The 15,579-nt window shown below is 67.5% G+C and carries 11 protein-coding genes; 9 read left to right on the top strand and 2 right to left on the bottom strand.

The genetic code is table 11. From position 1 onward, the window contains the following. The first annotated feature begins 46 nt into the window (after positions 1–46). Entirely contained in the window at positions 47–1,558 is a 1,512-nt protein-coding gene (locus tag QM806_RS09710; protein WP_064079919.1) for an ATP-dependent DNA ligase, read from the top strand. Positions 1,559–1,645: 87 nt separating this feature from the next. Continuing rightward, positions 1,646–2,122 carry a hypothetical protein gene (locus tag QM806_RS09705; protein ID WP_005570940.1) on the top strand — a complete coding sequence of 159 codons (477 nt, stop codon included), beginning with the start codon at positions 1,646–1,648 and terminating at the stop codon, positions 2,120–2,122. 6 nt (positions 2,123–2,128) lie between these two features. Here QM806_RS09705 and QM806_RS09700 read toward each other — a convergent pair whose 3' ends face one another. Then, positions 2,129–2,611: a VOC family protein gene (locus QM806_RS09700; RefSeq protein ID WP_043792193.1), complete on the bottom strand. Its 483-nt coding sequence runs from the start codon at positions 2,609–2,611 to the stop codon at positions 2,129–2,131. 95 nt (positions 2,612–2,706) lie between these two features. On the opposite strand from QM806_RS09700, the gene QM806_RS09695 reads away from it, so the two are divergent. Beyond that, entirely contained in the window at positions 2,707–3,435 is a 729-nt protein-coding gene (locus QM806_RS09695) for an SDR family NAD(P)-dependent oxidoreductase (RefSeq protein ID WP_283291203.1), read from the top strand. 2 nt (positions 3,436–3,437) lie between these two features. Here QM806_RS09695 and mddA read toward each other — a convergent pair whose 3' ends face one another. After that, on the bottom strand, positions 3,438–4,220 hold the full coding sequence (gene mddA, locus QM806_RS09690) for a methanethiol S-methyltransferase (RefSeq protein ID WP_182625243.1): 783 nt from the start codon (positions 4,218–4,220) through the stop codon (positions 3,438–3,440). A 135-nt stretch (positions 4,221–4,355) separates the two neighbouring features. Here mddA and QM806_RS09685 point away from each other — a divergent pair, with 135 nt between their 5' ends. The 6 genes from QM806_RS09685 to QM806_RS09660 all read left to right on the top strand — a co-directional run bounded on the left by QM806_RS09685 (position 4,356) and on the right by QM806_RS09660 (position 15,547). Beyond that, positions 4,356–7,568: a DEAD/DEAH box helicase gene (locus tag QM806_RS09685; RefSeq protein WP_283291201.1), complete on the top strand. Its 3,213-nt coding sequence runs from the start codon at positions 4,356–4,358 to the stop codon at positions 7,566–7,568. 62 nt (positions 7,569–7,630) lie between these two features. Continuing rightward, on the top strand, positions 7,631–8,977 hold the full coding sequence (locus tag QM806_RS09680) for a DUF2786 domain-containing protein (RefSeq protein WP_133984750.1): 1,347 nt from the start codon (positions 7,631–7,633) through the stop codon (positions 8,975–8,977). 39 nt (positions 8,978–9,016) lie between these two features. Further along, the gene (locus QM806_RS09675; protein ID WP_133984752.1) at positions 9,017–10,513 is read left to right on the top strand and encodes a DUF3375 domain-containing protein; all 1,497 of its coding nucleotides are present in this window, start codon (positions 9,017–9,019) and stop codon (positions 10,511–10,513) included. Continuing rightward, the gene (locus tag QM806_RS09670) at positions 10,510–11,115 is read left to right on the top strand and encodes a DUF4194 domain-containing protein (protein ID WP_133984754.1); all 606 of its coding nucleotides are present in this window, start codon (positions 10,510–10,512) and stop codon (positions 11,113–11,115) included. Before QM806_RS09675 ends, QM806_RS09670 begins: the two co-directional genes overlap by 4 nt. After that, complete coding sequence (locus tag QM806_RS09665) at positions 11,112–14,399, top strand: ATP-binding protein (protein ID WP_167118944.1); 3,288 nt, start codon at positions 11,112–11,114, stop codon at positions 14,397–14,399. The genes QM806_RS09670 and QM806_RS09665 overlap by 4 nt, the downstream gene beginning before the upstream one ends. After that, positions 14,396–15,547 (top strand): DUF3322 domain-containing protein, encoded by a 1,152-nt coding sequence (locus QM806_RS09660; protein WP_167118946.1) that lies wholly within the window; start codon positions 14,396–14,398, stop codon positions 15,545–15,547. Before QM806_RS09665 ends, QM806_RS09660 begins: the two co-directional genes overlap by 4 nt. Positions 15,548–15,579 lie beyond the last annotated feature (32 nt).

The raw sequence follows: 15,579 nt of genomic DNA, 5'->3' as shown, positions 1-15,579 counted from the left end.
AGGCGGATTCTGACCGCCCACGGGACGTTCCGGTTACCGTCGGGGTGTGCTGTTCTCGCAGATCGTCGCGACGTCCCGGGACGTGGGGGCCACCCGGTCGCGCAAGGTGAAGATCGGGGCGCTGCGCGAGGTCCTCACCCAACTGGAGCCGGCCGAGGTGGAACCGGTGGTGGCGTGGCTGTCCGGGGAGCTTCGGCAGGGCCGGATCGGGATCGGCTGGCGGACGATCGCCGACATCCCCGCCACCCCGGCCGACGTGCCGTCCGTGACGGTGTCGGAACTCGACGGGACCGTCACCGCCGTCGCCGCGATCTCCGGCTCCGGATCCGCCGCCCGCCGACGCGAACTGCTCGCGGACCTCTTCGCCCGCACCACCGCCGACGAGCGGGACTTCCTGCTGCGGCTGCTCACCGGCGACCTGCGCCAGGGTGCGCTGGAGGGGGTGATGACCGACGCGATCGCGGCGGCCGCCGACCTTCCCGTCGAACCGGTGCGCCGGGCGTTCATGCTGTCGGGACGGCTGCCCGCGACCGCGGTCGCGGCGTTCGACGGCGGCGTGGACGCCCTCACCGCGTTCCGGCTGGAGGTGGGCCGACCGGTCCGGCCCATGCTCGCCTCCCCTGCCGAATCACTCACCGACGCGTGGACCGAACTCGACGGCGACGTCAGCGTCGAATACAAACTCGACGGGGCACGGATCCAGGTGCACCGCAACGGCGACGAGGTGCACATCTTCACCCGCACCCTGCGCGAGATCACCGGCAGCGTGCCGGAACTCGTCGAACTCGTCGCAGGCCTGCCCTGCACGTCGGCGGTGTTCGACGGGGAGACGCTGGCGCTCACCGACAGCGGCCGGCCCCGACCGTTCCAGGAGACGATGAGCCGCTTCGGCGCCGAGTCCGCCCGCGACCTGCTGCTGCACCCCTACTTCTTCGACTGCCTGCACCTCGACGGCGTCGATCTTCTCGACGCGCCGTTGGAGGAGCGGCTGGACGCCCTGGAACGCGTTGCCCCACAACACCGCATCCCCGGACTGATCCGCCCCGACAGCGACGGCGCCGCAACCCATTTCGACGACGCCCTTGCCGCCGGTCACGAAGGTGTGATGGTCAAATCGCTCGCCGCGCCGTATGCGGCGGGACGTCGCGGCCGCGCCTGGCAGAAGGTGAAACCGGAGCACACACTCGACCTGGTGGTGCTCGGCGCCGAATGGGGTTACGGGCGGCGCACCGGCTACCTGTCCAACCTGCACCTCGGTGCGCGGGATCCGGACGGCGGCGAACCGATCATGGTGGGCAAGACGTTCAAGGGCCTCACCGACGCGCTACTGCAGTGGCAGACGGACGAATTCCCACGCCACGAACGCAGCCGCGACGATCACACCGTGTACCTGCACCCCGACCTCGTCGTGGAGATCGAACTCGACGGCGTCCAGGTCAGCACGCGCTATCCCGGCGGGCTCGCGCTGCGATTCGCGCGGGTCCTGCGCTACCGCCCCGACAAGACCGCCGCCGACGCCGACACCATCGACGCCGTGCGGGCCCTGCTGCCGGGCTGACTGCGCTCGCTCGACCTGCGTGGCGGGCGTGTGCGCGGTAACCTCCCCGGCACAGATAAGGACGCCGTGCTGTGAGGGGGTCGACTGGTGAACTTCGTTTTCCGTTTCGTGCCGTCCCCCGTCGAGCGCACTGTCCGGAAAGTGGCCACTGCCGCCGAGGGACCGGTCCGCGTCGCCGTGTGCGCCGTGACCGTGCCGATCGACGTCGCGAAGACGTCGTTCCACATCCTCCGGCTCACCGAGGAACTGCTCGAGGAGGTCGTGTTCCTGCTGCGGACGATGCGGCCGGTGGTCGAGGCGGTGAGCACCACCCAGCAGTCCGACAATTTCGACACGGTGTTCCGGACGCTCGAACAGATCCAGCAGTCGGCCGACGCGATTGCCCGCACCCCGATCGGGGTCGTCCGGAGCGTGTTCGCGCCGGCCCGTCCGTCGTCCGAGCAGGTCGACTATCACCCCACGATCATCGACGCCGAGCCGCCGAAGCCGTCCGGCGTGGCGGTCCGGATCGCGTCCGTCACCGTGACGGCGCCGAGCATCACGTTCGGCAGGCCGAATCGCTGATCCGGGCTATCGCCCGGGAAAGAAGTCCGCGCTCTGCACGTAGTCCATTGCGGCGGTGAACGTCGGGTCGCTCATGCGCCTGGTCATCTCCGCTTCGTCGACGTCCTCGATGTGGGTCTGGACCCACCAGAGGTTGCCGAACGGGTCGCGGACGCGGCCCACGACGTCGCCCCAGAACAGGTGCGTCGCCTTCGTCACCAGCGTGCCCCCGGCGGCGACGGCCCGCGCGAGCACCGCCTCGGCGTCCTCGACGTACAGGCGGAGGAACCCGGGCGTCGGCGGCCAATCGGGTCGCGCGTCGAACATCATCACAACGGCGTTCCCGATCCTCACCTCGGCGTGCCCGATGGTGCCGTCCTCGCCCACCATCCGACCGAGTTCCTCGCCGTCGAACGCCGCCTTCACGTAGTCGATGAGTGCGGCGGTGTCGCGGGAGATGATCCACGGCGTGACGGTGGCGTAGCCCTCGGGAATCGGATCGACGGTCATGCGGTCCTCCTGCGTCGGCGAATCGGTTTCTCTCACCGTAGAACCGATAGCGGTCATTTTCGGTCCGCATTTGATCGCCCGGATACGCTCGTATCGTGTCCGAACACATCCTCGTCACCGGTGGATCCCGCGGCATCGGCGCAGCGGTGGTGCGTCTCGCCGTCCATCGCGGCTATCAGGTGACGTTCACGTTCCAGAACGACGACGAGGCCGCCGCGCAACTCGTCCACCACTGCGGTGTCCGCGCCACCGCCGTGCGGGCGGACGTCCGCGACGCGGATGAGGCCGTCGCCGTCGTCGATGCGGCCGACCAACGCGGTCAGCTGGTCGCGCTGGTCAACAACGCGGGGACCACCGGCCCACTCGGCACGTTCCTCACCACCCCGGACGAGGTGATGCGGGAGGTGTTCGACGTCAACGTCTTCGGGGCGATGGCCTACGCCCGCGCGGCGGCCGAGCACTGGATCCGAACAGGGCGTTCCGGCGTCATCGTCAATCTCAGTTCGATCGCGGCCCGCACCGGCGCGCCGGGCGAATATGTCGGCTACGCGGCCTCCAAGGCTGCCGTGGACAGTGTCACGGTGGGACTCGGGCGGGAACTGGCGAGCGCGAACATCCGCGTCGTCGGCGTCGCTCCCGGTACGACGGACACCGACATCCACGCCGCTGCCGGCGATCCGGAACGACCCGGGCGAGTGGCCGGGAAGGTGCCACTCGGCCGGGTCGCGGAGCCCGAGGAGATCGCCGAAGCGGTGTTGTGGGCGCTGTCCCATCAGGCGTCCTATGTCACCGCCACGACCATCGACGTCGCCGGGGGTCTGTGACGCTAGCGCCCTCGCGAGCCGACCCGCGGGACGAGCATCGGCACCCGCGAGCGGTAGGTGCGGTAGTCGTCGCCGAACGTGTCGACCAGGTCGTGCTCCTCGAAGCGCACCGCCACCAGGATGAAGCCGGTGGTCCCGACGGCGAACAGCAGCCGGCCCCAGGTCATCGTCGGTGCCACCCAGAACGCGATGATGAACCCGGCATACAGCGGGTGCCGAATCAGCCGGTACAGCACAGGTGTCCGAAAGTGGCTGGGCAGGGCAGACTTTCCACTCTGGTTCCGCAGCACCTGGCGCAGCCCGAACAGATCGAAGTGGTCGATGGCGAATGTCGCCGCCAGCACGAGGGCCCACCCGCCGAGCGACACGACGTAGATCACGACACGGACCCAGTCGGTCTCCACGTCCCAGATCTGCTCGGGCAGCGGACGCCATTGCCACATCAGCAGCGCCAGCGCGGCTGTGGCGAACAATACGTAGGTCGACCGCTCCATCGGTTGGGGGACGATCCTGGTCCAGCGTTTCTTGAACCAGGGCCTGGCCATCACCGAATGCTGCATGGCGAAGACCGTCAGCAGCACCACGTCGATGACCACGGCGACGGCTACGGGGGCGTCGGGACCATCGTTGATCGTGTGGGGCACCACGAGCCCCTCGACCCATCCGATCGCGTACAGGAACACGATCAGGAACGTCGCGTAGACGACCATTCCGTACACGGTGATCAGTGTTCGGGCGACACCACCTGTGCGGTGCGCCTGGGGTGATTCGACCATCTCGGCCATGCTGTTCTCTCCGATCGCTGGGATTCCCCCGACGCTCCGAAGTCTCCGATCGGGCGAGGTGCGGAACAAGGAACCCTGGGGTGGGAGTCACCGCACCCCGGCGACCGTGTCGGATCGGTTGACTACTCTGTGGCCATGCTTCCCGGGGACTTGCGCGACATCGACGTGGCGTCGATCAAGGCGGTCCTCGGCACCACCACGTACACCCGCGGCGGGCAGTACGCCCGCGACAACGCGGTAATCCAGATGTCGTGGGATCCGGCGGCCAAGGAGCTGTGGGGCGAGGTCGCGGGCACGGCGAGGGAGCCGTACTCCACGTCGGCGTTCATCGTCTCCAGCAGCGGCCGCACCGTGTACCGGTACGGGATCTGCACGTGTCCGGTCGGGATGAACTGCAAGCACGTCGCCGCCCTGCTGATCACCGCGATGAAACAGGCGAGGTCCCAGGCGCAGGCGGCGGTCGCGCCCACCTGGGAACGCTCGCTCGGTTCCCTGCTCACCGCCGATCCCTTCGGCGACTCCGGCGGGCGTTCGCCGCTCGCCATCCAGTTCCGGGTCCAGGCGTCGGCCGCCGACGCGGCACCCCAGTTGCTGGTGCGGCCCGTCCAACCGGGCAGCAAGGGCTGGATCGTCGGCGGGTTGGCGTGGAACAAGCTGGGCAGCCACTTCCAGCATCCCGCCGAGCAGATCCGCGTGCTGCACGAGATCCACCTGCTGTCCGTCGGGGGTCTGACCTACCGCCGCCAGAACCACACCGACCTCGATCTCAGCGTCTTCCCGAGCCGCCAGCTGTGGTCGCTGCTCGACGAGGCGACCCGGGTCGGCGTGGAGCTCATCCACTCCTCCAAGCGTTTGGGCGCACTCGCCCCCTACCGCTCGGCCGAGGTCTGCCTCGACGCCACCCGCGACGACGCCACCGGCGCTCTCGTCGTACGTCCGGTGGTCCGCGTCGACGGCGAACCCGTCGACGCAGTGACCGTCGGCTTCATCGGAGTCCGGGCCCACGGCCTGTTCTACGTCGACGCGGACGACCGCATACACCTCGCGCGCCTCGACTCCGTCGCGCCCGGCCCCTTGCAGGATCTGGTACGCCGCCGCACGCCCATCGAGGTGCCCGCCGCCGAAGAGTCCCGTTTCCTGGCGGACTTCCTGCCGAAGCTGCGCAACCTGGCCACCGTGATCTCCTCCGACGGCTCGTTCGTCCCACCCGCGATCTCCGAGCCCACCCTGGTGATGCGGGCGTCGTATCTCCCCGACCACGAGGTCGCCGTCGACTGGGAATGGCTGTACACCGTCGGGGACGACGAGCACCGTGCGCCGCTGGCGGCCCGGACCCCCGGCGACGAGTACCGGGACGACGTCCGCGAACGCGCACTGCTCGACGAACTCGACATCGCGTGGGACAGATACGGGTTGGGGTCGGGCGGTCCGGAAGCGACCGCGTTGCGCGGACTCGACACGATGCGGTTCACCACCGAGGTCCTGCCCCTGCTCCACGGCAAGTCCGACGTGGCGATCGACGTTTCGGGCGAACCCGCCGACTACCGGGAGGCCGGCGACTCCCTGGCCATCGGGGTGTCGGTCACCGCATCCGAGGGCGGCACCGACTGGTTCGACCTCGGCGTCACCCTCACGGTGGAGGGCCGGGACGTACCGTTCGACCAGGTCTTCTCGGCGCTGGCCGCGGGGAGGACCGAGTTGCTGCTGCCCGACGGCGCCTACTTCTCCCTCGACAAGCCCGAACTCCACACGCTGCGGAAGCTGATCGACGAGGCGCGCGCCCTCCGCGACCGCGCGGACGGGACGTTGCGGCTGAGCCGTTTCCAGGCGAGCCTGTGGGACGAGTTCGCCGCGCTCGGCACCGTCGAACGTCAGGCGACGCAGTGGCGGCAGCAGGTGGACGGCCTGATGTCGCCGACCACCATCGGTCCCGCGGAAGCCCCGAGCACGCTCGACGCCCAGCTGCGCCCGTATCAGCTGGAGGGGTTCCGCTGGCTGGCCTTCCTGTGGGAGCACGGGCTCGGCGGCATCCTCGCCGACGACATGGGGCTCGGCAAGACGCTGCAGGCGCTGGCGCTGATCTGCCATGCGCGGCAGTCGAATCCGGCCGCGCCGCCGTTCCTCATCATCGCCCCGACCAGCGTCGTGTCGAACTGGGAGTCCGAATCGGCCCGCTTCGCCCCGGACGCGAGTGTCGTCGCGATCTCCGACACCCGATCCCGGCGGCGCGTTCCCTTCGATGAACTGGTCGAGGGCGCCGACATCGTCGTCACGTCGTACACCCTGTTCCGTTTGGAGTTCGACGCCTATGCGGAGTCCGCGTGGTCGGGGTTGATCCTCGACGAGGCGCAGTTCACCAAGAACCATCAGTCCAAGATCTACCAGTGCGTCCGCCGGCTCGAGACTCCGTTCAAGCTGGCGATCACCGGCACGCCGATGGAGAACAACCTGATGGAGCTGTGGTCGCTGCTGTCGATCACCGCCCCGGGACTGTTCCCGAATCCGGCCCGGTTCACCGACTACTACCGCAAGCCGATCGAGAAGCAGGGCGACACCGAACTTCTGGCGCAGCTGCGCCGCCGCGTGAAGCCGCTGATGCTGCGCCGCACCAAAGAGCAAGTGGTGAAGGACCTTCCGGCGAAGCAAGAGCAGGTGCTCGACGTCGAACTGCACCCGCGGCACCGCAAAGTCTACGACACTCACCTGCAGCGTGAGAGGCAGAAGATCCTCGGCCTGCTCGCCGACGTCGACAAGAACCGCTTCACGATCCTGCAGTCGCTCACCCTGCTGCGGCAGCTGAGCCTCGACGCCGGTCTGGTGGACGCCGAGTACCACGACGTCCCGTCCACGAAGGTGGATGCCCTGCTCGAGCAGCTCGCCGACGTCGTCGCGGGTGGTCACCGGGCGCTGGTGTTCAGCCAGTTCACCGGGTTCCTCGGCAAGATCCGCGACCGGCTCGCGGACGCCGGGATCGAGCACAGCTACCTCGACGGCAGCACCCGGCGTCGCGGCGACGTGCTCCGCGAGTTCAAGGAGGGCGCCGCCCCGGTGTTCCTGATCAGCCTCAAGGCCGGCGGTTTCGGGTTGAACCTCACGGAGGCCGATTACTGCTTCATCCTCGACCCGTGGTGGAACCCGGCAACGGAGGCCCAGGCCGTGGACCGGGCGCATCGCATCGGGCAGACGCGGAACGTGATGGTGTACCGGCTGATCGCGAAGGACACGATCGAAGACAAGGTGATGGCGCTGAAGGCGAAGAAGTCGGCGCTGTTCGCGAGCGTGATGGACGCCGACTCCCTGCTCAGCTCCAGTCTGGACGCCGACGACCTCCGCGGGTTGTTCGAGTGACCTCGCGGTCGACGCGGGTTCCGGGGCTCCGTCGATGTCGGAGAGCCCTGGTAGGAACGTGAATGTTCACACTGAGCGAGGAGGGCGCCGTGAGCCGCAACAGCCAGCAGAACCGTGCCGCACGCAAACGCAAGAAGCAGCAGCGTAGCGGCACCCGTCAACATCGCGAGTTCCGTCCCGATTTCGACGCCGAATCGTTGGTGTTCGCAGGGATCGAGTTCGCTTTCGGGCCGTCGGCGAATGCGGAATCGCTGCGCCGGACACTCGACCAGTTGGCAGAACTCGACAACTCCCGATGTGCGGCCGAACTTCTGGATCGAGCCGCACAGATGCTTGACGCGTCGATGGACCACGCGTTCTCCTCGGGGTGGCAGCCGGCGGAGCTCGTGCACGCGGCGCGCCGGGAATTCGGTGCGCGCACCGCCCGGCTGACGGTTGCCGCGATCGGCTCCCACGCGAGCCGCACCTCGGCGCACAAGAGCGCCCCGGAGCCGTGGCGCGAGCAACTCGACGAGCTGAACATCGGCGCCGACGACGCACCCGCCCGTGGCCGGCTGTCCGCCTGGCGTGCGGCGGAGAACGCCGAGCCGACGGACACCTGGGCGGCGATCCTGTCGCTCCTCGGCTTCTGCAGCTATCTGATCCCCATGACGCCACTGATGGCCACCCCACCGAACTGGGTCACCGGTGCGGCGGCGTCACGGCCCGCCAAGCCTGGGCCCGAACCCAAGGTGCTGTCCCGCATCCGCGGCCTGCTGGCCAAGGCAGAAGCGACCACGTTCGCGGAGGAAGCAGAAACCCTCTCGGCGAAGGCGCAGGATCTCATGACCCGCTACGCCATCGACAGTGCCGTGGTCGACGCCGAGGCGCATACCTCACTGAGCGATCAGGTGGTCACTCGTCGGTTGCTCGTCGACAATCCGTACCCCGAAGCGAAGGTGCAGTTGCTGCACTGTGTGGCGGAGACCAACAATGTGCGCGTGATCTGGCACCAACGATTCGGCCTCGTCAGCGTGGTCGGGATGCCGATCGACCTGGATCTGTGCGAAATGCTTTTCACTTCGCTGCTCGTTCAGGCTTCTCACGCATTGAGTGAGGCAGGCGGCGACCGGGTGAAACGCTCACCCAGCTTCCGTCGCTCATTTCTGCTCGCGTTCGCGACCCGTATCGGAGAACGGCTGGCGATCGCCCGGGAACGAGCCGGTCGCGACGCATCCAGTCAGTACGGCAAGGAGTTGGTGCCGATCATGACCGAACGCACCGAGGCGGTGGGTTCGGTGTTCGAGAAACAGTTCCCGTCCATCGTCACGACGTCGCATTCGGTGACTAACGCACACGGTTGGCAGGCGGGTCGCGTGGCCGCTGAGTTGGCAGATCTGACCGGTGGGCGGGAACGAATCGCCGAATGAGTCGGGGCACCATCTGATCGCCACTACGAGAGGAGTTCGATGTCCATCACCGCCGACGTGCATCGGCTTCTTCGCCTGCGGCAGGACCACGCCGCGTGGACGTTGCTGCGGGCCGATACCGCGCCGGCAATTCTGGCGCTGTTGGGCCGGCACTTCGACCATGGGACCCGCCGCCTCCCTGCTCCGGAACTCTTCGCCCGCTTGGACTCCGATCTGCAGACCATGCGCGACGAGGGCCTCGACTTCCCGCGAACCGGTCAGGCCTATTGCACCGAGTGGGTGCGGTCCGGATACCTGCTCCGACGAGCAGCGGCCGGTACCCGTGAGGAGACCCTGGAACCGACGGAGGGCGCGTTCGCCGCGATGGCCTTCGTCGCGGGCTTCACCAGCCAGGCGAGTTCGGCAACCGAATCCCGCCTGACCACGCTCTCCACCCAGTTGCAGGCCCTCGCGCGGGATTCCGATCCCCGCGCGGAAACCCGTCTCGCCGCGCTGCTGGCCGAACGGTCGTCGATCGATCAGCAGATCGCAGCGGTGGAGTCGGGAGTCTTCCCAGTCCTCGACGGCGAACGCGCTGTCGAGCGTTCTGCCGAGATTCTCGCGCTGGCCTCGGAGGTCCCCGCCGATTTCGCCCGCGTCCGCGCCGAACTCGAGGAACTCAACCGTGATCTGCGAGCCCGCATCCTCGATGACGACGGTGATCGCGGCGACACTCTGGGAGATGTGTTCCGCGGGGTCGACCTGATCGGAGATTCCGATGCCGGCCGCAGCTTCTCTGCCTTCTACGACATGATTCTCGATCCGGCCCGGTCGTCTCAGATCGACGAGTGGATCGATGCAGTGCTGCGGCGGCCGTTCGCCTCCCAATTGACCAACGATCAGAAACGACGGTTCCGCGCATTACTGACCGAGATGGAAACGGCTGGCTCCGAAGTGCATTCGACGATGACATCCCTGTCCCGGTCGTTGCGTCATTTCGTCCAGTCGCGTCACTACGAGGAACACCGCCGGCTGCAGCGGTTGCTGCGCAGCGCGCAGCAGAGTGCTGTCGCCGTGGCCACACGTCGTCGACCCTTCGACCTGCTCGACCTCGACCTGGTGCGCGTCGGTATGAGCATCGAATCGGTCGCAGCTCTGCGCCTGCACAACCCTGCCGACAACCTCGTCACCGAGCCGGTGCGTACCCACGACCCCGGGACCGTCGATCTCGATGAACTTCGAAAGCTCGTCCGAGAATCCGAGATCGATATGGACGAACTGTCCGACAACGTCGCGGCGACGCTGCGCGCGCACGGTCGCGCCACGATCGGTGACGTCCTGCGCGAGTACCCTGCCACCCAAGGACTCGCGAGCGCAGTCGGATTGATGGTCCTTGCCACCCACCACGGGCACGCGATCGACGGCACCGAAGACATCCACTGGATCTCGGGAGCCGGAGTATCGCGTCGGGCGACAATTCGTCGTCACCTGTTCGATCCTGCCGCCGACGAGTTCACCGCTCGTCCGGCGTTCGCACCCACGGGGAGCTCGACATGACCCACGAGCCGATGGCCGGCGGCCATTACCCCGGCGACACCGGCGAACTGGACCTCGAGACGCGGCGCGCGTTCGTGCAGCTACTCAAGGGCCCTCTCGTCACCGCGGCCAAACATCCCGAGGTGTGGCGTGCGGTGATCCGGGACGAGCGCCTCCTCCGGTCCCGACTCGCCGACGTCTTCCTCGATCTCGTCATCGACGACGAGAACGAGCTGGCGTTCACCCGCCCCGCCGAGACCGGCAATGCCAATACCCCCACGGTGCTGCGCACCGAGCGTCTGACCTTCATGGACACCGTCATGCTGCTCGCATTGCGCCAACGACTGCTGCGCGCGCAACCCGGCGAACGGGTGATGGTCGACCTCGACGAACTGCGCGAACAGCTCGAGCTGTATCGCACGGCCGGCGACACCGACCCGGCCGGTTACGCGAAGCGCATCAACGCGTCGTGGAAGAAGCTCGACAAGTATTCGCTGCTCACGAAGACGTCGACCGACGACCGAATGGAAATCTCCCCGGTGTTGCGGCAGCTGTTCGATGCCGAACAGGTCGCTCTGGTCGAAGTGGAGTTTCGGCGCATTCTGGAGGAGGACACACCGTGATCCCTCCCGGTCAGCGCCGTCTGGCGCGCGTTCAGGTCGTCAACTGGGGGACGTTGCACGGTCACCACGATCTTTCCGTGGCCCGTAAGGGCTTCCTGATCACCGGCAATTCCGGCTCCGGCAAGTCCACGCTCATCGATGCCATCTCGGCTGTGCTCGTCCCGGGCAATCAACTGCGGTTCAACGCGGCCGCGCAGGAGGCCACGAACTCGGGACGCAACTTCGTCACGTACATCCGTGGCGCGTGGCGGCGGGAGGCGGGCGCCGACACCGATGGTCTGGTCGCCTCGTACCTGCGCACCGGCGCGACGTGGAGCGGGATCGCCCTCACCTACCGCGCCGGCACCGACGATCCGCCGATCACCCTCGTCAAACTCATGCATCTGGGTCGCGGCCAGAACGCCGCAGCGGATGTCACCCACCTCCATCTGATTCTCGAACACGAACTCGACCTGACCGACTTCACGTCGTTCACGACGCGCGGCATCGACACGAGGGCGATCAGGAAGCGGTGGCCGGAGTCGACGGTCAGCCCGGCCTACGGGCCGTTCGCCCGTAGTTTCCGCTCCCGCCTCGGCATCTCGTCGGAGGGCGCTCAGCGCCTGCTGCACCGCACCTTGTCCGCGAAGAGCCTCGGCAGCCTCGACCAGTTGTTCCGCGACTACATGCTCGACACTCCGAACACCTTCACGATGGCCGAACGTGCGGTCAACCAGTTCCACGACCTGCAGGAGGCGCACCGCGTCGTCGTCGACGCGCGGCGTCAGGTGGAGATGCTCGCACCGCTCGTCGATCTTGCCGACACCCGGCAACGCGGGCTTCAGTCCCTGCGCGACACGGACGAGGAGAACGCGCATCTCGGAGCGGTTCACGCGGAGATGACCTTGTTCCTCCTGCGCGGTGAATGCACTGAACGCCATGCCCTGACGCCTCTGCTGGAGGCGGGTGCGAGCGAAGCCACCGCCGCTGCCGAGCGTGCACGGCAGGAGACCCTCGATCTGACCATGAAACTCGAGGGCATCGGGGGCGGCAGACTGGCCACCCTCCACGCGCAGCGAGACGCGGAACTGAAGACGCTTGCGCGCGTCCGAATCAGGCGCCAGCAGATCGCCGAGGCGGTGTCGGCCTGGGAAGGAACCGTTCCGGAGACCTCCGAGGAGTTCGCGCGACTGCGGGGACAACTCGAGGATCAGGCGCGTCAGGCCACCACCGCCCACGAGGCACGGCACGGCGCCCGCTACGCGCTCGCCGAACAGCGCGGCACCGCGCAGAAGGAGCGCGCGGCGCTGATCACCGATCGCGAGATCGTCGCCCGCAGACGTTCCAACATCGATCCGACTCTGCTCCGCGCGCGCGAGTCGATCTGTTCCGCCGCAGGTGTTCCGGACGACGCGGTGCCCTTCGCCGGCGAGTTGATTGCGGTGCGGGACGAATACTCCGAGTGGACCGGACCCATCGAGCGAGTCCTCGGCGGCCTCGGCCGAACCCTGCTCGTCCCGGACGACGTGTATCCGGCGGTTGCCGCGGCCGTCGATGCCACCCACCTCGGCGCGCGCCTGGTGTATCGCCGAGTGCGGGTGGGTGTCACACCGTCGGCGGTGCCGAAGACCGGGGCGTTGTCCCTGGTGCGTCGCGTGGAGGTCGCCGACGGTCCGCTCGCCGCGTGGATCCACCACCATCTCGCAGACCGCTACGACTATGCATGCGTCGACACCGCTGCCGAATTCACGGATCACGCGCGCGCCGTGACACGCGCCGGGCAGGTCAAGCACTCCGCGGAGCGGCACGAGAAGGATGACCGCAGCCGCATCGACGATCGCCGGCGGTGGGTTCTCGGATTCGACAACGAAGCCAAACTCGAGGACATTCGCCGGCGAATCGCAGATCTCGATGTCACGATCGCAGGTGCGACGAGCCGACTCGACGCGCTGGACCGTGAGGACCAGCAGATCGCCGTCCAGAACCGCGCAGCACAGACAGTCCTCGATGCTCAGTGGGTGGACGTCGACGTGAGCGGTGCGCAGGCTGCCGTCGACGCCGTGGACAACCGTCTCGAATCATGGCAGCAGGACAACCCGGAGCATTCTGCGGTGTCGGTTGCCCTCGAGCTCGCCAAGAAGGCAGAGAACGAGGCCGACGCAGCCCGGCGGCAGGCGGATACTGCGTTGACGGTGCATCGAACTGCGGTGACGGAACTCGAGACGCGGATCGCGCGGGCCGAGCTCGACGCGGATGATGCGGCTCCCGATGCTGTCGCCGCGCGGATCAGGGCGCGATTCCAGAAGTTCGCGCGCCGAGTGACGTCGGACAACATCGACAAGGCGCTGTTCGAGGTCGGCCAGGGTATCGGCAAGGACAGGGCTGACGCACAGAGCGCGGTGTCCGCCGCCGACGCGTCGATCGTCAGGATCCTCTCCCAGTATCTGGCGCGATGGGAGTCTCGCGGCGGTGAGCTGCGGATCGACGCCGAATACGTCGACGACGCACTGACGATCCTCCAGCGCCTGCGCTCCGACGGCCTTCCCCGGTACGAAGATCGGTTCTTCCAGTTGCTGCACGACCAGTCTCACCGCAATATCGGCGAACTCGCTCGCACGATCCGCAAGGCGCCCGCCGAGATCCGTTCCCGCATCGATCCGGTGAACGACTCACTGCACCGTTCCGCGTTCGACACCGACCGATGGTTGCGCATCGACGTCCGCGAGCGACGGTCGCCGGCGGCGGCCGATTTCCTCGACGACCTGACCCGGATCACGAGTGGTGGATGGGACATCGAACAGCGTCCCGCAGCCGAGGAACGATTCGAGCGGATGGCGGCTGTGCTGGAGCGCCTGGCGTCGAAGGAACCCGCGGATCAGCGGTGGCAGCGCCAGGTTCTGGACACTCGCCTGCACGTCGGGTTCATCGGCGTGGAGGTCGACGGTGCCGGAGAGGCTCGCAACTACCACGATTCGAGCTCGGGATTGTCTGGCGGTCAGGCACAGAAACTCGTGTTCTTCTGCCTGGCAGCGGCGTTGCGGTATCAGCTCGCCCCCGACGGCGCAGACCTTCCCCGGTACGGCACCGTCATCCTGGATGAGGCGTTCGACCGGGCCGACTCCGCGTACACACGCCGAGCACTGGATGTATTCGCGCAGTTCGGTTTTCACATGGTGCTCGCGACCCCACTCAAGTTACTCGGCACCCTCGAGGAGTACATCGGCGGCGCTGTGACCGTGAGCATCCGCGACCGGATGCACACCGAACTCAGCCTCATCGAATTCGACGACGTGGGCACCACATGAGTGTGCGGTGTGTTCTGCCGCCCGCTGCCGCGGCGAAGGCGCTGACCACCTACAGCAGTCGCCGACGTCGCTGGCTGGCCGACCCCTCACTTGCCGAACAGGATTCACTGACGGTTGCCCTGCATCCGCCGTCCGAGCACCAGATTGCCGAGGATCCCGACGCGGTCGTCGCGTGGGTCCGCTCCTGGCGCGCCTACACCGGCGCCGGCCACGTGGAGTGGGCGATGCGCCGATGGCCGAGCTTCGGCACACAGGAGGTGCCGGTGCGGCTGACACTTTCCGGGGCCGGCCAGATTGCGTCCGCGGGTGGCCGCGAAACCGAATGGCGCGCCCTGATGATTCGTCGTGACGTACTTGTCGACCGCCTTGGTCCCGGCACCGAGACGTTGTCGGCAGCGGTCGCCGCGACCGCGGCGAACTGGCTCGACCTGGACGACGACGACTTCGTCAGGCTGACAACCATCGCGCGGTGGTTGAGCGACCATCCGAACTCCGGGTACTTCATTCGTCAACTTCCCGTTCCGGGCGTCGACACGAAATGGCTCTCGCGTCATCGCGGAATGGTGGAGACTCTGCTCGAGGGCGTTCGCGGACACCGGGAACTCGGTATCCGGAGCCTGCCCGGCATGCGAGACGTCGCTCTGTGCGATCCCGATCTCCTGATCGGAACTCCGAGGCGCTTCGCGACCTCTGTGGAGGAACTCACCGCATTGCCGCTGGCCCCGGCGCGCACCGTGATTCTCGAGAACAAAGAGGGCCTGTATGCGCTACCTCGGCTGGCGGAGACGGTGGCACTGCACGGTGGCGGCTACACGGTTCACGAGTTGGCCGGAATTCCGTGGGTCGTCAACTCGGAGGTCTGGTATTGGGGCGACCTCGACAGTCACGGTTTCGCCATCCTCGACCGTCTGCGCCGACATCTTCCGCACGTGCGGAGTCTGTTGATGGACACGGACACCCTGGATCGGTGGCGGACCCTCGCGGTCCGCGAGCACAAGCCCACCTTCAACGAGGTATCCCATCTCACCGAATCCGAAGCCGCCGCCCTGCAGTCCCTGCGCGAGGACGATCTCCGCCTGGAGCAGGAACGCATACCCTGGCCGTACGCCCTGGAGAGACTCCTCGCTGCAGTCGGTCCGGGTCAGTAGTCCCCGGGCGCGTGGTGACCGTTGCCCCTGGG

It is taken from the genome of Rhodococcus sp. IEGM 1351 (assembly GCF_030056875.1).
In the GTDB taxonomy this organism is placed as follows: Bacteria; Actinomycetota; Actinomycetes; order Mycobacteriales; family Mycobacteriaceae; genus Rhodococcus_F; species Rhodococcus_F opacus.
This window is presented reverse-complemented; position numbering and strand designations above follow the sequence as displayed.

Coding starts and splice junctions, on each gene's coding strand:
- QM806_RS09670 (WP_133984754.1), top strand. CDS start 10,510: ATGACCCACGAGCCGATGGCCGGCGGCCATTACCCCGGCGACACCGGC.
- QM806_RS09685 (WP_283291201.1), top strand. CDS start 4,356: ATGCTTCCCGGGGACTTGCGCGACATCGACGTGGCGTCGATCAAGGCG.
- mddA (WP_182625243.1), bottom strand. CDS start 4,220: ATGGCCGAGATGGTCGAATCACCCCAGGCGCACCGCACAGGTGGTGTC.
- QM806_RS09680 (WP_133984750.1), top strand. CDS start 7,631: ATGTTCACACTGAGCGAGGAGGGCGCCGTGAGCCGCAACAGCCAGCAG.
- QM806_RS09700 (WP_043792193.1), bottom strand. CDS start 2,611: ATGACCGTCGATCCGATTCCCGAGGGCTACGCCACCGTCACGCCGTGG.
- QM806_RS09660 (WP_167118946.1), top strand. CDS start 14,396: ATGAGTGTGCGGTGTGTTCTGCCGCCCGCTGCCGCGGCGAAGGCGCTG.
- QM806_RS09675 (WP_133984752.1), top strand. CDS start 9,017: ATGTCCATCACCGCCGACGTGCATCGGCTTCTTCGCCTGCGGCAGGAC.